This window comes from Acinetobacter sp. RUH 2624 (assembly GCF_000162375.2).
Lineage (GTDB): Bacteria > Pseudomonadota > Gammaproteobacteria > Pseudomonadales > Moraxellaceae > Acinetobacter > Acinetobacter nosocomialis.
Map to the genome: position 1 here is coordinate 326,087 of NZ_KI391940.1, position 19,045 is coordinate 345,131.

The following is a 19,045-nucleotide window of genomic DNA, read 5'->3' on the forward strand; positions in this document are numbered from 1 at the left end:
TTAGTGTACAATAAATTTCATTTTGCGTTTTTATTATTCAAGTTGCGCAATACAACTTGTTTCTCGCTTTATTTTTCTAATTTGGTCGGGTTTTCAGAATATAAGCTTTGGAAATCTCTTTGAATTCCTATCTATTCTGAAATGAAAATTTCACCTTTAGGCTTCGGTCTAAATTATATATGGATACGAGTGTGCTACCGATAATTATCTTATTACCGTTAATATTAGGCACCACCCTTGTTTCATTGCTTCAACGGTTTTCACGTGGAGTAACGGCTTTAGGGGCGATCGGAGTCAGTTTAACCAGTTTTGGTTTATTACTGACTCAGGCTAAAACTGTGCTTGGTGGTGCAAGCATTCAACAAAGTTGGGATTGGTTACCGCAATTAGGAATTAATCTGAGCTTTAGACTTGATGCCCTTGGTTTATTATTTTCTCTTCTTATTACCGGTATCGGTACACTCATTTATATTTATGCCTATTATTATTTAGGCCCTAAAAATTCATTAAGTAAATTATATTTATTACTCATGCTGTTTATGGCAGCAATGCTGGGTATTTCCCTTTCAAACAATTTAATTATTTTATTAGTGTTTTGGGAACTTACCAGTATTTCATCTTTCTTATTAGTAGGTTACTGGAGTCATTACGAAGCTGCTCAACGTGGCTCGCGCATGGCACTTACCATTACAGGAATGGGTGGACTCGCCATGCTAGGTGGATTTGTCTTATTAGGGCAAATCACCGGTACTTATGAAATTAATGATATTGTCGGAATGAAAGACCTCATTCAAAGTCATCATCTTTTTGTTCCAGCGCTTTTGCTTATCCTACTTGGTGCTTTTACTAAAAGTGCTCAGTTCCCTTTTCATTTTTGGTTACCCAATGCAATGGCAGCACCCACCCCGGTGTCAGCCTATTTGCACTCTGCCACCATGGTTAAGGCAGGTATTTTCTTATTAGCACGTCTTGCACCTATCTTTATTGGTGCGGCGCTTTATCACAACATTGTCACGTTTGTCGGCCTATTCACGCTTTGTATGGCGGCATGCTTTGCTATCTTCAAAGAAGATTTAAAAGGATTATTAGCCTATTCAACTATTAGTCATTTAGGTCTTATTGTCTGCTTATTAGGTATTGGTTCACCTTTAGCGGTTGCCGCTGCAATTTTTCATATTATTAACCACGCAACCTTTAAAGCTGCCCTGTTTATGATTGCAGGGATTATTGACCATGAAACAGGTACACGTGATCTTAGAAAATTAAGTGGCGTTTGGCAGCTACTGCCGTTTACCGCAACGCTCACTATGATCACTGCAGCCTCAATGGCAGGTGTTCCTCTTACCAATGGCTTTATTTCTAAAGAAATGTTCTTTACCGAACTGTTAGCGAACCTTTCAGGATCGGCTGTTATTTTTGCCAGTATTATTGCGACCCTTGCCGGTATTTTTGCAGTGAGTTATTCAATTCGTTTAGTTCACGGCGTATTTTTTGATGGCCCATTGGGTAAACAAGTTCCAAATAAAAATGCCCACGAGCCACCTATCGGCATGAGAGCACCAGCTATATTGCTCGCGGCACTATGTATTTTGGTCGGTATTTTCCCTGCCCTACTGGTCGAGCCTTTAGTTAACAGTGTGACACGCGCAAGTCTTATGCAGCCTGATTTTGCAGGAACTCATCTTGCAATTTGGCATGGATTCAATGCGCCATTAGTCATGAGTATTATTGCCTTGGCTGGAGGTACGCTTTTCTATTTTGCCCTAGCAAAAGATGGCATGATTCGTAAGATCGACCTTGACCCAAGACTCGGTCGCTTACAAGGCCGTATTTTATTTGATTTATTCTTAAAGCATTTATTATTAACGAGCCGAAAAATCAAACAAAAAACCGAAAATGGTTCTTTGCAAAGTTACCTATTTTTAATCATTGCTTTTAGCACCATCATGGTGACCATGCCTTTGCTCAATCAAGGGCTTACCACAGGTACACGTGAGCTGACTCATGCCCCATGGATTGCAGTTGTGCTTTGGCTAACCTTATTCTCAGGTTGCTGGATGATGCTCTGGTTTCACCATGAACGCATCAAAGCTGTACTCATTAGCGGTGCAATTGGTCTCGTGGTGACCATGGTGTTCGTTACCATGTCTGCACCTGACTTAGCACTTACTCAAATTACGGTAGATGTGGTTACGACTGTTCTTTTGTTGATGAGTTTGTCTTTACTACCACAGCTGACACCTTATGAATCTACTCGCTCAAGACGTTTAAGAGATGCATTTTTAGCAATCATTGGTGGCTTAGGTATCGGCTGGATTACGTGGCTCATTTTAACGCGTGACCATAATTCGATTTCATGGTTCTTTGCTCAGCAATCTTTACCACTTGGCGGTGGTTCTAACATCGTGAATGTTATTTTGGTGGACTTCCGTGGTTTCGATACCTTTGGTGAAATTACCGTATTAGGCATTGCTGCGATTGGTGCGCTATGTCTTATGGATGGCATGCGCGTACACGGTACCACCATGACACAAGGCCTCACCTACCGCTTTAACCCATCTCCGCTTATGTTCCGTATTACGGCCTCTTGGGTTTTACCTTTAGCGTTGGTGGTAAGTGTCTATATCTTTATGCGCGGACATAACTACCCTGGCGGTGGCTTCATTGCAGGTTTAATTACCTCAATGGCACTTATTATTCAGTACATTGCTTTAGGTCAAGATCAAGCAGAACAAATGTTAAAAGCACAATCTGGTCGTCTTTATGAAATCTGGATTGGTTCTGGTTTAACAATTGCGGGCTTAACTGGTATTGCCGCATGGTTCTGGGCACGTCCATTCTTAACTAGTGCTCATGTCTATATTGAGTTACCAATTTTAGGAAAACTACATCTGGCTTCAGCAGCAAGCTTTGATTTGGGTGTGTATATCACGGTGGTAGGCGCCACTATGCTACTCATTTCTGTATTAGGAGACTCTCGCCACTCGAGTATGTCTGGTCCTGTACCTCATGGGGAGAAATCATCATGATCAGTTTAGAATTCTTACTGGCCTCTGCCATTGGGCTACTTGTTGCTACAGGCATCTATCTTATTTTGCGTGCGCGTACCTTTCCTGTTGTGTTGGGTTTAGCCGTACTAGGTTATGCGGTTAACTTATTTTTGTTTGCGATGGGCCGTCTGCAAGTCAGCTCGCCAGCTATCCTAACGGAGACTACCAATATTACAGATCCGCTTCCACAAGCGCTTGTTTTAACTGCGATCGTTATCGGTTTCGCAACCACAGCGTTTATTGTGCAACTGGCTTTACGCAGCCGTTATGAATCAGGAAGTGACCACGTTGATGCAAAAGAAGATATTTCTCCAACATACGACCCACGTGAGGATGAGCCGTGATGTTTGATTTTTTATCTTTTTGGCAAGCAAATACACCAATTTTCAGCATCCTCATCCCGGCATTTACTGGTTTTATTTTACTGCTTCTAGGCAATCCTGGCGCTGGTGCATTAAAAGAAGACTGGCGTCAACCTTGGCGACGTGGCATTAGCTTGCTCTCAGCAATCGCAGGTTTAGTCACTGCTGTTAGTTATCTGATTGTTGCTAATACAGGCCAAATTACTGTTTACCAGTTGAGCGAGTGGTCAGCACCATTTGGTATTGTGCTGGTACTTGATCGACTTTCAGCATTTATGCTGGTTTTAACCTATGCCTTAGCAGTCCCGGTTTTATGGTATGCAAGTGAGAATTGGGATACGAGAGGTCGCTATTTCCACGCTATATTCCATTTTCTTTTAATGGGCCTATGCGGAGCATTTCTTACAGGTGACTTATTCAACCTGTTCGTTTTCTTTGAAATCTTGCTTATGGCGTCCTATGTTTTGCTGTTGCATGGACAAGGCAAACCACGTTTTCAGCTTGGCGTACACTATGTCATTATCAATCTCTTAGCCTCTGCCCTATTCTTAATTGGCCTTGGTATGATTTATGGCAGTGTAGGCAGTCTAAATATGACTGACGTTTCACGCCTTTTACCAACTTTAGATGCAGATCAACATAAATTAGCAGTCGCTGGTGCCCTACTGTTATTTGTCGTGTTTGGTATTAAAGCAGCCATGCTACCAGTGGGTTTTTGGCTACCAAAAACTTATGCCGTTGCAAGTACACCTGTCGCAGCGATCTTTACCATTATGACTAAAGTGGGCATCTATGCCATTTTGCGTGTAAATGGAACTGTATTTAATGATGTACTTAGCCAAGAAATCTTTAAAAGTTGGCTTCTTCCAATTGGCTTAATTACGTCTCTATACGGTGTGGTTGGAGCAATCGGTGCAGATCGCCTTAGACGTTTTGTTGGTTTTATGGTGCTGTCTTCGATTGGTACATTATTGACTGCAATTGCTATGTCAAATACGCAAGCGTGGTCAGGGGCACTATTCTATTTAGTCCACAGTACACTGATCGGTGCTGCATTTTACTTGTTCTGTGGTTGGATGACTTCGCAACGCGGTGATTTCAAAGATCACTTAAAAATCGCACCAAGAATTAAGCAAGAAAAAGCAGCCATGCTGACTTATTTCTTAATTGCCATGATGCTCGCTGGTTTACCACCTTTTAGTGGCTTCTTTGGAAAGGTGTTTATTTTACAAGCAACTGTTGAAACAGCATATCAAGGCTGGGTAATTGGTATTGTGCTTGTGGTCAGTCTATTAAGCATTATTGCGTTAACACGTGTCGGATTTATTTTATTCTGGCGTGCCTCAGCACCAGAAGAAGATCCGATCAATCCTGCTTATATTATTTATCGGGCTTTACCTGAACGTGCACCACCACGTAATGATTCAGTGATTTATATTTTGCTTGCAGGTTTAGTGGCTTATGTCGTATTTGCTTCACCTGTGTTGCACTACACCACAAGCACTGCTCAGCAAATTCAAAATCACGCCTTATATCAGCAATCTATTCTTAAAACTGATCAAAATGGCGAAATCATTAGTGTGCAGCCTTATGATTCAACTTATTTACCAGAAACAAAATATGGTGGAGAAGTTGAAGATCATAATGCCTATCTGATACCTGACATTATTTCTAAAGACACATACAACGGTGTACATATTTCCGAATACAAACACCGCCAAATTCAGCAGCAAGAAAAATTGCAAACGCCAACCATTGCTGATGAAAGTCAACTGAAACCTATGGAGCCATAACAATGCAGCTATCTAAATTGCTTGACCGCTGGTTCCCGCATCCATTTGTTTCTTTTTTAATTATCGTTTTTTGGTTAATGCTCTCGCATAGTCTTGATGCAAGTGACCTGCTTATGGCTGTAATTTTGGGGCTTGTGATTCCTCGATTGGTTCGACCTTTTATTACTAGAACACCGCACATTCATTGGCAACCAGCAGTAAAACTATGCTTTGTTGTACTGTGGGATATTATTGTTTCCAATTTTCGCGTTGCTAAACTGGTATTAGGGTCACCTAAAAAATTACATCCCAAATGGTACCGTGTTCCATTAGAAACAGAACATGAACAAGTAAATTCTTTACTCGCAATGATTATTACCACAACACCAGGTACGGTCTCTGCTGGTATTGATCAAGAGCGTGGTGACATTTTGGTACACTCGCTCAGTACAGAAAATACTGAAAGTGATGTGCAAGACATCAAACAACGCTATGAGGCTCCACTCATGGAAATTTTTGATGTGAAAAGCAAATCGGAGGACAATACATGACCATCCTACCTTATGCACTTGGCATTAGCTTGATTGCCATCACGATCTCTATGTTGCTCTGTCTGTTTCGCATGGTGATGGGACCATCAATTGTAGATCGCCTTTTAGCACTTGATACCCTTTTTCTAAATGCAACTTGTCTCATTGTTGTATTAGGTATTTATTGGACAACCACCTCTTTATTTGAAGGGGCATTATTAGTTGCCATGCTAGGGTTTGTATCGACAGCTGCTTTGGCTCGTTATTTTACAACCGGTCATGTAATCGATTAGAGGGAGGTCAAAATGCAAATTACAATGGAAATTATTGTTTCGATCTTTCTGGTTTTTGGTTCGTTCTTTATGTTAGTTGGTTCAATCGGCATGGTACGCCTACCCGATTTATTTATGCGACTACATGCGCCTACCAAATCGAGTACATTAGGACTAGGTAGCTTTTTAATTGCTTCAATGATCTTTTTTGCTTTTCAAGGTCGTTTTGGCTTTGCCGAACTTCTCATCACTCTGTTAGCTTTCATTACGGCACCTGTTTCAGCCAATTTAATTGCACAAGCAGCACTACATCTGCGTTTACGCTCATTAAGTGGTGAAGTTCCTGAAGCAATCGAACGTCCATTACCATGGGATCGCTATAAAATCGGACAACGCTTTTCACAAAACAAACCTCCGATGGAGCCTCCTCAGGAATAAAAATGTGAACAAATAAAAAAGCCACCCAAAGGTGGCTTTTTTATTTTGAGTATAAATTACTCTTCGTCATCTGACTTACGTTCCGGTAAATCTTGTACCGCTTTTTCAATAAGACCAAACATATAATTACCATATGCATTCGTCTTATCGTAATGGAAACGTAAGCGAGGCGTAATACGTGTTTTGATACGACGACTGAGTTCATGACGCAAGAAACCAGAAGCTTTATTTAATACATCTAAAGTTTCTTTATTTGCTGCTTCACTTTGCTCATCACCTAGCTCACGCCCCATAACAGTAACGTAAACTTCAGCGTATCCCATATCCGCACTGACTTTCACGGCTGAGATGGTCACTAGACCACCCAGACGCGGATCTTTTAACTCCTGACGGATTAGATCAGACAGCTCACGCTGTACTGAATCCGCCATTCGCTTTAAGCGTTGGCTACCCGCCATTAAAGACTCCGTTTAATCAATTGAACATCATATACTTCGATCTTATCTTGTACTTTGATGTCTTTATAACCTTTAACCGCAAGACCACATTCCATACCAGCACGAACTTCATCAACTACATCTTTATAACGACGTAATGATTCAAGTTCACCTTGGAACACAACCACGTCATCACGTAATACGCGAATCGGTTTATTACGGTGTAATGTACCTTCAAGTACCATACAGCCTGCTGCTGCACCAAACTTACTTGAGTGGAATACTTCACGTACTTCAGCAACACCCAAGATTGTTTCACGGTGTTCAGGAGCAAGTTTACCGCTCATGGCATCTTTCACATCATCAATCAATTCATAGATGATGCTGTAGTAACGAATATCGATACCGTCTTGGTCACTTCTCTGACGCGCAGCTGTATCAGCACGAACATTGAAGCCTAACAATACTGCTTCTGAAGATTCAGCAAGAATTACATCAGATTCAGTAATCGCACCAACACCAGAACTAATTACACGAACTTTTACTTCATCAGTAGAGAGTTCATATAAAGCTGCATTCAATGCTTCTAAAGTACCACGTACGTCAGTTCTTAAAACAACGTTCACTGTAGGAACATCTTTTTTGCCCATTGACGACATGATATTTTCAAGACGCATTGCACTTTGACGCTCAATACGTTTTTGACGCTCACGGTCAGCACGAGCATCGGCAACTTCACGTGCTTTTTTCTCGTCATTTACAACAAGAACTTCGTCACCTGCCATTGGAGCATCTGGAAGACCCAGAATTTCTACCGGAATAGATGGTCCTGCTGATTTAATTGGCTTACCGTTTTCGTCAGACATTGCGCGGACACGACCATAAGATGAACCTGCAAGAACAAGGTCACCAATATTTAATGTACCGTTTTGAACAAGAATAGAAGTTACTGCACCACGGCCTTTATCAACACGCGCTTCAATAACAACACCTTGCGCAGCACCTTCAGCAGATGCTTTTAATTCCATCAATTCTGATTGAATAAGAATTAAATCAAGAAGTTCATCAATACCTTGTCCAGTATGTGCTGAAACTTTAGCAATCGGAACATCACCACCCCATTCTTCTGGAACGATTTGTTTCGTTGTTAATTCATTTAACACACGGTCTGGATCAGCAGATTCTTTATCCATCTTGTTGATTGCAACAATAATTGGAGTACCTGCTGCACGTGCATGGTCAATTGCTTCCGCAGTTTGTGGCATTACACCATCATCTGCCGCAACAACCAATACCACGATATCTGTTGCTTTAGCACCACGTGCACGCATTGAAGTAAACGCAGCATGTCCCGGTGTATCAAGGAATGTAATAATCCCTTTGTCTGTTTCAACGTGATACGCACCAATGTGCTGGGTAATACCACCTGCTTCACCAGCCGCAACTTTCGAACGACGGATACGGTCAAGCAATGATGTTTTACCATGGTCAACGTGACCCATAATCGTAACAACTGGTGGACGAGTTGTTTGCTCACCACGTGCTTCTTCAGCCGCTTCAAGCAAGTTATCTTCCGCCTGTGTATCAGAAACTAGAACAGGGTTGTGTCCCATTTCTTCTACAACAAGTGCCGCTGTATCTTGGTCAATAGCTTGATCTTGATTAACCAACTCACCCATTTTCATAAGTGTTTTGATAACTTCACGTACTTTAATCGCCATCTTTTGAGCAAGATCGGCAACAACAATACTTGAACCGATTTCTACGTCATAGACTTGCTTTTTAACTGGCTTTTCAAATCCATGCTTGTTTGCTTGGCTTGATTTTAAACCACGTTTGTTATGGTTAACGAAGCTTTGCTCTTCTTGACCACGACGACCACCTTTCTTACCCGCACGCGGGTTAGTAGTTGCGCCACCGCGTTTAATTTCACGGTCTTCTTGCTTAAATGAATCTTCATACGCTTGGCCAACAAGACCTGAAGCAAGTGGAGAATCATCAATTACACGAATTGTGGTAGTAGCATCGTCATTTGAGTACTTAGATGCCATTTTGCGCATTTGTTCAAGCGTACGTTGCTGAGCTTCTTCAGCCGCTTTACGACGTGCAGCTTCTTCAGTTGCTTTTAACTGAGCTGTTTGAGCTTCACGCGCTTTCTTTTGCTCTAATGTTTCTGCTGGTTTTGGTGCAGGTTTTACTGTACCACCACCACGTTTTTTCACTACAACGGCAGCTTTAGGAGCTGACTGTGCAGCGCTATCTTGTTGATGAGCAGCACGCATTGCATCTAAAGTTGCTTTTGCTTTTTGCTCTGTTTGAAGACGCGCTTTTTGCTCTGCAGTTTCACGCGCTTGTTGATCTGCACGTGCTTTAGCTTCTGCTTCTGCACGCGCTTTAGCCTCTGCTGCAATTTGTTCTGGGTTTGGTTTAGCAAAAACCTGTTTTTTACGTACTTCTACGTTAATTGTTTTTGCTTTACCTGAAGTACTTGCAACTTTAGCGGTACTGGTTGTTTTACGTTTCAACGCAATTTTTCCTGTGTTACCACTTTCCTGACCATGCACTTTTTTCAAATGATTGACTAAAGTGTCCTGTTGTTCAGTGGTAATAATGTCGTCTGCTGTACGTTGAGGCAAACCTGCTTCGCGAGCCTGTTCTAGGAGCTTCTCAACAGGACGTCCTACACTGAGAGCTAACTCTTTAATCGACTTGTCCGTCATATTTCATCTCCTAGTTAAACCATGATTCGCGAGCTTTCATGATCAATTGACCTGCTTTTTCATGATCAAGACCTTCAATATCAGAGATATCGTCAGTAGCCTGATCTGCCAAATCATCCACGGTAATAATACCGCGAGCGGCAAGCGAGTAAGCGATCTCAGAAGTCATGCCTTCCATTGTGAGAAGGTCTGCGCTCGGTTCTTGAATATTTTCTTGCTGTTTCAAAGCATCAGTAAGGGCTGCTTCTTTTGCACGACTTTGCAACAACTCAACCAATTCAGCATCAAGCTCAATTTCGTCAAAAGTTTCAGCAGGAACATAAGCAATCTCTTCTAAAGAAGTGAAGCCCATTTCTACCAATGCCATTGCTAAATCTTCTTCAATATCTAAACGTGATACAAACATGTCGAGATATTGTTGAGCTTCATTTTGCTGACGAGCACGATACTCTTCTTCAAGCATCATGTCGAGTTTGTAGCCAGTTAAATCAGAAGCTAAGCGAACGTTTTGACCTTGTGAGCCAATCGCACGAGCTAATTGATCGCTGGTTGCAAAAATAATATCGGCACTTCTTGCATCTTCATCAAGCACGATGCCTGAAACATCAGCTGGTTCTAATGCGCTAGCAATGTATTGAGCTGGATCATCAGACCAAACCACTACATCAATACGTTCACCGTTTAACTCCTGCTGTACAGCTTGAATACGCGTACCACGCATACCAATACATGCACCTACAGGGTCGATACGGTGATCATTTGTTTTCACTGCAATTTTAGCACGGACACCTGGTTGGCGTGCCGCTGCTTTAATTTCGATAATCTCTTCAGAAATTTCAGGAATTTCTTTTTTCATTAAAGCGATTAACATTTCAGGCTTAGCGCGTGATAACAATAACTGAGCGCCGCGGCCTTCACGGTTAACATTATATAAGATAGCGTTTACACGTTGCTTTGGACGAAGAATTTCTTTAGGAATCATTTCTTCGCGAGCAAGATAAGCTTCTGCGTTGTCGCCTAAATCAATGATGAAACCATCTTTGGTTTGTTTTTTCACTTCACCGTAGATTAACTCACCCACTTTAGATTCGTATGCATCAGCAACTAAAGCACGCTCAGCTTCACGGATTTTTTGTACGATAACCTGTTTTGCGATTTGCGCAGCAATACGGCCAAACTCGATAGATTCAACTTCAAGTTCACGCACATCACCAATTGACCATTTCGATGGATCAACATCAGAGATCGCATCTTGGCAAGCTGGCATTTCATGATCTTCATCCGCCACTACAGTCCATTGACGGAATGTACGGTAATCACCAGTTTTACGATCAATCTCTACACGAAGCTGAGCTTCTTCAGCATGCGTACCTTCGTAAAATCTTTTCTTCGTTGCAGCAACTAGAGCTTGTTCTAAAGCCTCGAAGATCGCTTCACGACTAACACCTTTTTCATTACTAACCGTTTCTACAACGGTAAGAATTTCGCGGCCCATAAGTCACCTACCGATTTCTTATATAATTTAAATAAATTTAATCTTGATAGATCAAGTTTGCTTTATCGATATTGTTGCTGTCGATATCAAGCACATGCTTTCCTTCAACTTCAACCTTAATCTCTTCATTTTCAAGGTCTACAGCAAGGAGTTTTGCTTGAAATTTACGGCGATTTTCTACTGCTGCAATTAAACGCAAAGCAACTTGTTGTCCAATATAGCTTTGCAACTGTTCAAGTTGAAAAAATGGGCGATCCCAACCTGGTGAAGAAACTTCTAAAGAATATTCACCTGAAATCGGATCATGAACATCCAACATCGCGCCGACTTGTTGTGTAACACGTACACAATCTTGTACGCCAATACCACGACCTTGTTCTACTTCACCATCTTCATTAATCACTGGTTCAGCGTTTTCATCAACCGGTCTATCGATATAAATACGCAATAATGAACGTTTACCTTGTGGAAGGAATTCGATTCCCCACAGGTCAACACCACATGCCTGCACTGCTGGAGCAATCATGTCATACAATGCTTGGGATTTATTTGATAATTTCATTTACTCTCGTCATTCTCGTGCGATTCAATCGGTTGTTTTAACCGACACAGACCTACTATAGTGAAGCATGACTATTTGACCAATTGATGTCGACACTACACGATAGCGATACGATAACCAATAAAAAAGGGCGTTAATCGCCCCTATGTAGCACAGAAAACAATAGTCCACTGTGCAAAAAGGCCCACCTGTCTGTGAGCCTCTTTTAAGAAACTTGGTAGCGGGAGCTGGATTTGAACCAACGACCTTCGGGTTATGAGCCCGACGAGCTACCAGACTGCTCCATCCCGCATCAACGTGCAAAAATTATATACAAATATCGAAAAAAGTCAATGTAAACTTTACAATATTCGTTTGATTAAGTTGCACCTTAATCAAATTGGTAGCGGGAGCTGGATTTGAACCAACGACCTTCGGGTTATGAGCCCGACGAGCTACCAGACTGCTCCATCCCGCATCAATAAACTGCTTGCACTCAACTTTCTGGTTCAAAGTTGGTGCGGAAGGGGGGACTTGAACCCCCACGCCCGAAGGCACTACCACCTCAAGGTAGCGTGTCTACCAATTCCACCACCACCGCAGCTTGTGGGACGCATTCTAGTCCTTCCAATTGCAAAAGGAAAGCCCTATTTCGAATTATTGACCCGTTTTTGGTGCATTTGGTGAAGTTTCAGGCGATGTTGTTTGAGCTGGTGCTGTTGTTTGTACAGTTTTCAAACTATATGCCTCTGTAGTCTGTTTTTTTGCAAAAACAGCAAGAGTCAAACTCGTTACAAAAAACAATGCAGTTAAAACAGCAGTCAGGCGAGTAAGGAAGTTACCCGAACCAGATGCACCAAATACAGTTGCTGCACCGCCACCACCAAAAGAAGCACCAGCATCTGCGCCTTTACCATGTTGCACTAAAATCAATGCAATCATCAGTACAGCTAAAATAATATGTACAACAAGTACAAAAGAGTGCATACCCTATCCTCGTTATTTGCTTTGCGCGAAGGCTTGTACAATTTGATAAAAAGATGCTGCATTTAATGAAGCACCACCCACCAACGCACCATTAATATCTGGACATGCAGCTAATTCAACAGCATTTTCAGCTTTTACACTACCACCATATAAAATAGCAATACTTGAACCCGCTGAGGTAAGCTGGCATAAGCCTTCACGAATTTTAGCGTGCATTGCTTGTGCATCTTGTGGTGAAGCTGTTTTACCAGTACCAATTGCCCAAATCGGCTCATAAGCAATTACGACTTGGTTTTGCCACTGTTCAGCAGTCACTACGGGTGCAATATCACAAATTTGTTGTAAAACAACTTGCTCTGCCTGCCCTTGTTCACGCTGTTCAAGACTTTCGCCCACACAATAAATGACAGTCAAGCCCGCATTTAATGCATTTTGGAGTTTCGCCTTCAAAATTTCAACGTTATCGCCAAAAATATCACGGCGTTCAGAGTGTCCGACCAATACGAAATTAATTTGGCTATCTTTTAATAATTCTGCACTAACTTCGCCAGTATAAGCACCTGTACCTGCAATACGCGATACATCTTGCGCAACTGTATATACCGTTCTTGCAGCATCCTGCAATTGCGCCTGTACTGTTGTAAGTGCAATAGAAACAGGGGCAACGCCCACATGGCAGCTTTCATCTGCAATTTGGTTTTGTTGCAATAATTGTTTAAATTCTTCTATAAGTTGGTTGGCGTTAGCACGCATTGGATTCATTTTCCAGTTGCCAACTACCCAAGGCGTAATCGTCGAACCCGACATACTGCTCACCTTTCATCAAAAATGCAGCACATTCTACACGCATTTATACAAATTTCAGATACTTTTCTTTAAAGGGATTACTTATATCTTTTCTTCTCTTTGAAATTAAGAAAAACTTTATAGCCATTCGAAGTTAAACATTCTAAAAATTAATCTTTAAAAACTTCGACTAGTTCAAGCTTTAATAGCTCGAGTAAGACTAGAGCAACACTTTATAAGGTAGTAATTTTACATAACAAAAGTATAATTTTTCATATACCAATTATAAACACATTAGCATAGGCAGGCAGATGTCAGTATTACATACATCTCCAAAATTTACGGGGTTTTTTCGGCGTTTAGTCGAAGAAAAGCATGTGTCGGCAGCGACCATGCAAAATGCATTAGATGCAGCAAAGAGAGCCAAGCAGGATACAGTCGCATATTTAATTGAAGAGGTACATCTCTCCCCTTCTTTATTGGCTGAAACCATTTCTGCGGAGTTTGCTGAACCATATTTTGATCTAGATGTTTATGACACATCTCAGATTCCTAAAGATCTGGTCGATCAAAAACTGATTTTAAAACATCGAATTTTGCCGCTCATTCAAAGAGGACAAATTCTATATGTCGCGACCAGCAACCCAAGCAATATTGAAGCAATCGATGCAATCCGTTTTAACAGTAAATTGCTGGTTGAACCTGTTATTGTCGAGCATCATAAGCTGGAAAAAGTTTTAGGCCAGCATTTTGCAGAAGAAAGCAGCTTTGACTTTAATGATGAAGAGTTTGATCTTGATGTCAGCCTTGATGGTCCTACCACTCAAGAAGATGAAGAAGAAACACCTCAAGGTGATGAAGCTCCTATTGTTAAATATATTAATAAGTTGCTTATTGATGCCATTCGTATGGGCGCGTCAGATTTACATTTTGAGCCTTATGAAAAGTCATATCGGGTACGTTATCGTGTCGATGGTGTGTTACGTCAAATTGCCAATCCGCCTTTACAACTTGCAAACCGTTTGGCATCACGCTTAAAAGTAATGTCCCAAATGGACATTTCCGAAAAACGTGTCCCACAAGATGGTCGTATTAAACTTAAGCTATCAAAAACCAAAGCAATTGATTTCCGTGTGAACTCTCTCCCTACCTTGTTTGGTGAAAAATTAGTTCTACGTATTCTTGATCCATCAAGCGCAATGCTAGGCATTGATGCATTAGGCTACGAAGAAGAACAAAAAGCTTTATTTATGGAAGCTTTAGATAAACCACAAGGTATGCTTTTGATTACTGGACCAACAGGTTCCGGTAAAACTGTATCTCTATATACAGGCTTAAATATTTTAAATACTGAAAGTTCCAATATTTCTACTGCCGAAGATCCAGTGGAAATTAACTTAGAAGGTATTAATCAGGTTAACGTCAATCCTAAAGTGGGTTTAACATTTGCAGCTGCTCTTAAGTCTTTTTTACGTCAAGACCCTGACATTATTATGGTCGGTGAGATTCGTGACTTGGAAACAGCAGAAATTGCGATTAAGGCTGCTCAAACCGGCCACATGGTGATGTCAACATTACATACCAATAGTGCTCCGGAAACATTGACCCGTCTACGCAATATGGGAGTTCCTTCTTTTAATATTGCAACATCAGTAAATCTAGTGATTGCACAGCGTTTAGCACGTCGTCTTTGTTCTCAATGTAAAATACCTGCTGATATTCCTAAACAAAGCTTATTAGAAATGGGCTTTACCGAACAAGATTTAGCACATCCAGATTTTCGGGTTTTTCAACCCGTGGGCTGTCCTGAATGTCGTGAAGGCTATAAAGGCCGTGTCGGTATTTATGAGGTAATGAAAGTTACACCTGAAATTTCCAAGATTATTATGGAAGATGGCAACGCTTTAGAAATCGCGGCTGCTTCTGAAAAATTGGGGTTTAATAATCTACGTCGTTCAGGTTTAAAAAAGGTGATGCAAGGGGTGACCTCTTTACAAGAAGTTAACCGTGTAACCAGTGAATAAGACACTATTTAAAATAAGGATAATCTAATGGCTGTCAAAAAGGCACAAATGATGCCGACTTTTGCTTATGAAGGGGTTGACCGTAAGGGCGTAAAAATTAAAGGAGAACTTCCGGCTAAAAATATGGCTTTAGCCAAAGTAACCTTACGCAAACAAGGGGTGACTGTTCGAACTATACGTGAAAAACGTAAAAATATTCTTGAAGGGTTATTTAAGAAAAAAGTCACCACACTCGATATTACGATTTTTACCCGACAACTTGCGACTATGATGAAAGCTGGTGTACCTCTAGTACAAGGCTTTGAAATTGTAGCAGAAGGTTTAGAAAACCCTGCCATGCGAGAGGTTGTCCTCGGTATTAAAAGTGAAGTTGAAGGTGGTAGTACCTTTGCCTCAGCTTTAAAAAAGTACCCTCAACATTTTGATAACTTTTTTTGTTCACTTGTTGAATCTGGTGAACAATCAGGTGCACTCGAAACGATGTTGGATCGCGTTGCAATTTATAAAGAAAAAAGTGAGTTGCTCAAGCAAAAAATTAAGAAAGCAATGAAATACCCTGCAACAGTTATTGTGGTAGCCATTGTGGTGACTATTATTTTGATGGTTAAAGTAGTCCCCGTTTTCCAAGATTTATTTGCTTCTTTCGGCGCAGAATTACCAGCATTTACACAAATGGTCGTGAATATGTCGAAATGGATGCAGGAATACTGGTTCATTATGATTATTGCGATTGGTGTATTTATTGCTGCGTTTTTAGAAGCAAAAAAACGTAGTAAAAAGTTTCGTGATGGCTTAGATAAACTGGCACTTAAGTTACCTATTTTCGGAGATCTGGTTTATAAAGCAATTATTGCCCGTTATAGCCGCACGCTTGCTACAACATTTGCCGCAGGTGTTCCGCTTATTGATGCACTAGAGTCGACTGCAGGCGCAACAAATAATGTCATTTATGAGCAAGCTGTGATGAAAATTCGTGAAGATGTGGCAACCGGTCAACAACTTCAATTTGCTATGCGAGTATCTAATCGTTTTCCATCTATGGCTATACAAATGGTTGCAATTGGTGAAGAATCGGGTGCACTAGACAGCATGCTCGATAAAGTTGCCACTTACTATGAAAATGAAGTGGATAATGCCGTTGATGGTTTAACTTCTATGATGGAACCTTTAATTATGGCAATTTTAGGGGTACTCGTAGGCGGTCTGGTAATTGCTATGTATCTTCCAATTTTCCAAATGGGCTCAGTTGTATAATGCAAGACATCATTGCGTATTTTATTCAAAACTTAACTGCACTTTATATTGCTGTTGCACTCGTGAGCCTATGTATCGGTAGCTTTCTTAATGTAGTGATTTACCGCACACCAAGAATGATGGAGCAAGATTGGCAGCAAGAATGCCAAATGTTACTCAATCCTGAGCAACCCATTATTGATCATGAGAAGCTAACTTTAAGTAAGCCTGCTTCATCATGCCCTGCATGCCATCAACCCATCCGTTGGTATCAAAATATCCCACTCATAAGCTGGCTAGTGTTAAGAGGAAAATGTGGTCATTGCCAGCACCCGATTAGCATTCGCTATCCAGCCATCGAACTACTTACCATGCTATGTTCATTGGTGGTGGTTATGGTGTTTGGTCCAACCATACAAATGCTTTTTGGACTCGTCCTCACATGGATATTGATAGCACTTACCTTTATTGATTTCGATACACAATTATTGCCTGATCGCTTTACCCTACCTTTAGCTGCGCTTGGTTTAGGCATTAACACCTTTAATATCTACACCTCACCCAACTCGGCCATTTGGGGTTACCTCATTGGTTTTCTATGTCTTTGGATTGTCTATTACTTATTTAAAGTAATTACTGGCAAAGAAGGTATGGGCTACGGCGACTTTAAATTACTTGCAGCATTAGGTGCATGGATGGGGCCATTGATGCTGCCGTTAATTGTGTTATTGTCATCGTTACTTGGCGCAATCATTGGCATCATTTTATTAAAATTAAGAAATGACAATCAGCCTTTTGCGTTTGGGCCATATATTGCCATTGCAGGTTGGGTTGCCTTTTTATGGGGTGATCAGATTATGAAAATTTATTTGGGAGGTTAAGATGGCTTTTATTCTGGGAATCACAGGTGGTATAGGCAGTGGTAAATCAGCTGCAACACAGTGGTTTGAATCCCAAGGAATCCAAGTCGTCGATGCCGATATTGTTGCTCGCGAAGTGGTTGAAAAGGGCCAACCTGCCCTTCAAAAAATTCAGCAAACTTTTGGAGACTGGGTGCTTCAACCCGATGGCAGTTTAGACCGTCGTGCCTTACGTGAATATATTTTTCAAAATCCACAAGCGCGTCATACACTTGAGCAAATTACCCATCCTGCAATCCGTCAATCTATTATTCAACAGCTACAAAATCCTAAAAGTCCTTATGTAATTTTAGTTTCGCCATTATTGTTTGAAACAAATCAACATGAACTGGTCAATCACACGCTACTAATTGATGCGAGTGAACAAACTCAAATTCAGCGTGCAAGCCAGCGCGATGGGCAAAACCAAGAACAAATCCAGAAAATCATTGCTGCACAAATGCCACGCGAACGAAAACGTGAGCTTGCCAATGACATAGTGTTTAACGATGGATTACTCGAACATTTATATCAGCAATTAGAGCCTTTACATCAAAGCTATTTGAAGCGTGCAAACTAATTTTGTGTATTTTGCTGTTTAATCTTTTGTGTCAGGCTATCTTGTCTAAACCAGCGCCAAGGCTGTAAAGCGCCTACCCCCATACCTACCAAGCCCACAACAATTGATGGGCTTAATGATTCACCAAGTAAAGGTACAGCTAAAATAGCTGCAATAAACGGCGCCAAAGTTACAATACTTCCCGTTTTAAAAGCACCAAGACGTTGAATAGCAGCAACATAAGTCAACGTTGCAATAATAACGACAAATACGCCATGAAAAATGCCTTGTACAGCCAAATGTACAGGATCTACATCCATAAAATGTTTAGGTAAGAATAATAGGTAAATCGGCAAATAAATAATTGCAGACCAAATCGCGACGCTTGCCATAGAGTGCCAGGCAGAGAGTTTCCACTGTTTAAGTAGTACAGTAAAAATCCCCCACCAAATTGCACTGATAAACAGAAGTAAATCGCCAATTCCAAAAGCAGAGGTACTACTTTGTAGCATTAATGCACTCATGAGGCCCAAGGCAGTGATCATAATTGCCAGACTCACCCATGTATGTTTATCAAATGGTTGTCTAAATAGAATATAGGCAGCTATAGCTGTACAGATGGGGATACAACCATTTAAAAATATTGCGGCATGTGCAGCTGGCGCATAAAGAAACGCAGTATAGACGGTGAGACAATAGATGACTCCACCAATGAGCGCCAAAATAACCGCATGCTTACTCCATAAAAAAGCGAGATCTTTTTTATAAATTAAGATAGGCATCAAAATTAGAAAAGCAATAGCGAAGCGCAGTGCAGCAATATCCCAAGCACTAATGTGCCATTGTGCATTTAAACGGGCAAAAAGCGTAAACCCGCCCCAAATGCACATGGTCACCAATACAAAAAAATAACCTTGCTTACGGGGAGACATATTTAGAC

General features: G+C 41.1%; 17 protein-coding genes and 3 tRNA genes. 10 read left to right on the forward strand and 10 right to left on the reverse strand.

Annotated features, from left to right (window positions below; genetic code table 11):
* Nucleotides 1-179: 179 nt before the first annotated feature.
* From HMPREF0014_RS23560 to HMPREF0014_RS23585, 6 genes are read left to right on the forward strand one after another with little or no spacing between them, the layout of a single operon-like run.
* On the forward strand, nucleotides 180-3,029 hold the full coding sequence (locus HMPREF0014_RS23560; protein ID WP_031944152.1) for a monovalent cation/H+ antiporter subunit A: 2,850 nt from the start codon (nucleotides 180-182) through the stop codon (nucleotides 3,027-3,029).
* A complete protein-coding gene (locus HMPREF0014_RS23565) occupies nucleotides 3,026-3,394 on the forward strand; it encodes a Na+/H+ antiporter subunit C (RefSeq protein ID WP_000624229.1) in 369 nt (122 codons plus the stop codon). Before HMPREF0014_RS23560 ends, HMPREF0014_RS23565 begins: the two co-directional genes overlap by 4 nt.
* Nucleotides 3,394-5,205 (forward strand): monovalent cation/H+ antiporter subunit D, encoded by a 1,812-nt coding sequence (locus HMPREF0014_RS23570; protein ID WP_002156993.1) that lies wholly within the window; start codon nucleotides 3,394-3,396, stop codon nucleotides 5,203-5,205. The genes HMPREF0014_RS23565 and HMPREF0014_RS23570 overlap by 1 nt, the downstream gene beginning before the upstream one ends.
* A 2-nt stretch (nucleotides 5,206-5,207) precedes the next feature.
* A complete protein-coding gene (locus HMPREF0014_RS23575) occupies nucleotides 5,208-5,735 on the forward strand; it encodes a Na+/H+ antiporter subunit E (RefSeq protein ID WP_002156972.1) in 528 nt (175 codons plus the stop codon).
* On the forward strand, nucleotides 5,732-6,007 hold the full coding sequence (locus tag HMPREF0014_RS23580; protein WP_002053531.1) for a monovalent cation/H+ antiporter subunit F: 276 nt from the start codon (nucleotides 5,732-5,734) through the stop codon (nucleotides 6,005-6,007). The genes HMPREF0014_RS23575 and HMPREF0014_RS23580 overlap by 4 nt, the downstream gene beginning before the upstream one ends.
* 12 nt (nucleotides 6,008-6,019) lie before the next feature.
* Nucleotides 6,020-6,424, forward strand: coding sequence for a Na+/H+ antiporter subunit G (locus HMPREF0014_RS23585; protein WP_002157026.1), 405 nt, complete (start codon nucleotides 6,020-6,022; stop codon nucleotides 6,422-6,424).
* Nucleotides 6,425-6,480: 56 nt separating this feature from the next.
* Here the strand turns inward: HMPREF0014_RS23585 and HMPREF0014_RS23590 are convergent, their stop codons facing one another.
* The 9 genes from HMPREF0014_RS23590 to tpiA form a co-directional block, all read right to left on the reverse strand.
* Nucleotides 6,481-6,882 carry a ribosome-binding factor A gene (locus HMPREF0014_RS23590; protein WP_002157043.1) on the reverse strand — a complete coding sequence of 134 codons (402 nt, stop codon included), beginning with the start codon at nucleotides 6,880-6,882 and terminating at the stop codon, nucleotides 6,481-6,483.
* A complete protein-coding gene (infB, locus tag HMPREF0014_RS23595) occupies nucleotides 6,882-9,581 on the reverse strand; it encodes a translation initiation factor IF-2 (protein WP_002156968.1) in 2,700 nt (899 codons plus the stop codon). The genes HMPREF0014_RS23590 and infB overlap by 1 nt, the downstream gene beginning before the upstream one ends.
* Before the next feature lie 10 nt (nucleotides 9,582-9,591).
* On the reverse strand, nucleotides 9,592-11,076 hold the full coding sequence (gene nusA, locus HMPREF0014_RS23600; RefSeq protein ID WP_002156952.1) for a transcription termination factor NusA: 1,485 nt from the start codon (nucleotides 11,074-11,076) through the stop codon (nucleotides 9,592-9,594).
* 37 nt (nucleotides 11,077-11,113) lie between these two features.
* Nucleotides 11,114-11,638: a ribosome maturation factor RimP gene (gene rimP, locus HMPREF0014_RS23605; protein WP_002157009.1), complete on the reverse strand. Its 525-nt coding sequence runs from the start codon at nucleotides 11,636-11,638 to the stop codon at nucleotides 11,114-11,116.
* A gap of 215 nt (nucleotides 11,639-11,853) precedes the next feature.
* Nucleotides 11,854-11,930, reverse strand: a tRNA-Met gene (locus tag HMPREF0014_RS23610).
* An 88-nt stretch (nucleotides 11,931-12,018) separates the two neighbouring features.
* Nucleotides 12,019-12,095 (reverse strand) — tRNA-Met (locus HMPREF0014_RS23615).
* 38 nt (nucleotides 12,096-12,133) lie between these two features.
* A tRNA-Leu gene (locus HMPREF0014_RS23620) sits at nucleotides 12,134-12,218 on the reverse strand.
* Between the two features lie 56 nt (nucleotides 12,219-12,274).
* Nucleotides 12,275-12,604, reverse strand: coding sequence for a preprotein translocase subunit SecG (gene secG, locus HMPREF0014_RS23625; protein ID WP_002156913.1), 330 nt, complete (start codon nucleotides 12,602-12,604; stop codon nucleotides 12,275-12,277).
* A 12-nt stretch (nucleotides 12,605-12,616) separates the two neighbouring features.
* A complete protein-coding gene (gene tpiA, locus HMPREF0014_RS23630; protein WP_004710827.1) occupies nucleotides 12,617-13,411 on the reverse strand; it encodes a triose-phosphate isomerase in 795 nt (264 codons plus the stop codon).
* A gap of 290 nt (nucleotides 13,412-13,701) precedes the next feature.
* Between tpiA and pilB the strand changes: the two genes are divergently transcribed.
* Genes pilB through coaE form a run of 4 tightly spaced genes read left to right on the forward strand, consistent with a single transcriptional unit; the run spans nucleotide 13,702 to nucleotide 18,126 of the window.
* Complete coding sequence (gene pilB / locus HMPREF0014_RS23635; protein WP_004710829.1) at nucleotides 13,702-15,414, forward strand: type IV-A pilus assembly ATPase PilB; 1,713 nt, start codon at nucleotides 13,702-13,704, stop codon at nucleotides 15,412-15,414.
* Between the two features lie 27 nt (nucleotides 15,415-15,441).
* Entirely contained in the window at nucleotides 15,442-16,668 is a 1,227-nt protein-coding gene (locus tag HMPREF0014_RS23640; protein ID WP_006580952.1) for a type II secretion system F family protein, read from the forward strand.
* Nucleotides 16,668-17,528: an A24 family peptidase gene (locus HMPREF0014_RS26450; protein WP_004710834.1), complete on the forward strand. Its 861-nt coding sequence runs from the start codon at nucleotides 16,668-16,670 to the stop codon at nucleotides 17,526-17,528. Before HMPREF0014_RS23640 ends, HMPREF0014_RS26450 begins: the two co-directional genes overlap by 1 nt.
* Before the next feature lies 1 nt (nucleotide 17,529).
* Nucleotides 17,530-18,126, forward strand: coding sequence for a dephospho-CoA kinase (gene coaE / locus HMPREF0014_RS23650; RefSeq protein WP_000874125.1), 597 nt, complete (start codon nucleotides 17,530-17,532; stop codon nucleotides 18,124-18,126).
* Here the strand turns inward: coaE and HMPREF0014_RS23655 are convergent.
* A complete protein-coding gene (locus tag HMPREF0014_RS23655; RefSeq protein ID WP_006580951.1) occupies nucleotides 18,123-19,037 on the reverse strand; it encodes a DMT family transporter in 915 nt (304 codons plus the stop codon). The genes coaE and HMPREF0014_RS23655 overlap by 4 nt on opposite strands.
* Nucleotides 19,038-19,045 lie beyond the last annotated feature (8 nt).

Bases quoted from the DNA above. Each gene is read 5' to 3' on its own strand.
- HMPREF0014_RS23560 (WP_031944152.1), top strand. From the start codon at position 180: ATGGATACGAGTGTGCTACCGATAATTATCTTATTACCGTTAATATTA.
- HMPREF0014_RS23565 (WP_000624229.1), top strand. From the start codon at position 3,026: ATGATCAGTTTAGAATTCTTACTGGCCTCTGCCATTGGGCTACTTGTT.
- HMPREF0014_RS23570 (WP_002156993.1), top strand. From the start codon at position 3,394: ATGTTTGATTTTTTATCTTTTTGGCAAGCAAATACACCAATTTTCAGC.
- HMPREF0014_RS23575 (WP_002156972.1), top strand. From the start codon at position 5,208: ATGCAGCTATCTAAATTGCTTGACCGCTGGTTCCCGCATCCATTTGTT.
- HMPREF0014_RS23580 (WP_002053531.1), top strand. From the start codon at position 5,732: ATGACCATCCTACCTTATGCACTTGGCATTAGCTTGATTGCCATCACG.
- HMPREF0014_RS23585 (WP_002157026.1), top strand. From the start codon at position 6,020: ATGCAAATTACAATGGAAATTATTGTTTCGATCTTTCTGGTTTTTGGT.
- HMPREF0014_RS23590 (WP_002157043.1), bottom strand. From the start codon at position 6,882: ATGGCGGGTAGCCAACGCTTAAAGCGAATGGCGGATTCAGTACAGCGT.
- infB (WP_002156968.1), bottom strand. From the start codon at position 9,581: ATGACGGACAAGTCGATTAAAGAGTTAGCTCTCAGTGTAGGACGTCCT.
- nusA (WP_002156952.1), bottom strand. From the start codon at position 11,076: ATGGGCCGCGAAATTCTTACCGTTGTAGAAACGGTTAGTAATGAAAAA.
- rimP (WP_002157009.1), bottom strand. From the start codon at position 11,638: ATGAAATTATCAAATAAATCCCAAGCATTGTATGACATGATTGCTCCA.
- secG (WP_002156913.1), bottom strand. From the start codon at position 12,604: ATGCACTCTTTTGTACTTGTTGTACATATTATTTTAGCTGTACTGATG.
- tpiA (WP_004710827.1), bottom strand. From the start codon at position 13,411: ATGTCGGGTTCGACGATTACGCCTTGGGTAGTTGGCAACTGGAAAATG.
- pilB (WP_004710829.1), top strand. From the start codon at position 13,702: ATGTCAGTATTACATACATCTCCAAAATTTACGGGGTTTTTTCGGCGT.
- HMPREF0014_RS23640 (WP_006580952.1), top strand. From the start codon at position 15,442: ATGGCTGTCAAAAAGGCACAAATGATGCCGACTTTTGCTTATGAAGGG.
- HMPREF0014_RS26450 (WP_004710834.1), top strand. From the start codon at position 16,668: ATGCAAGACATCATTGCGTATTTTATTCAAAACTTAACTGCACTTTAT.
- coaE (WP_000874125.1), top strand. From the start codon at position 17,530: ATGGCTTTTATTCTGGGAATCACAGGTGGTATAGGCAGTGGTAAATCA.
- HMPREF0014_RS23655 (WP_006580951.1), bottom strand. From the start codon at position 19,037: ATGTCTCCCCGTAAGCAAGGTTATTTTTTTGTATTGGTGACCATGTGC.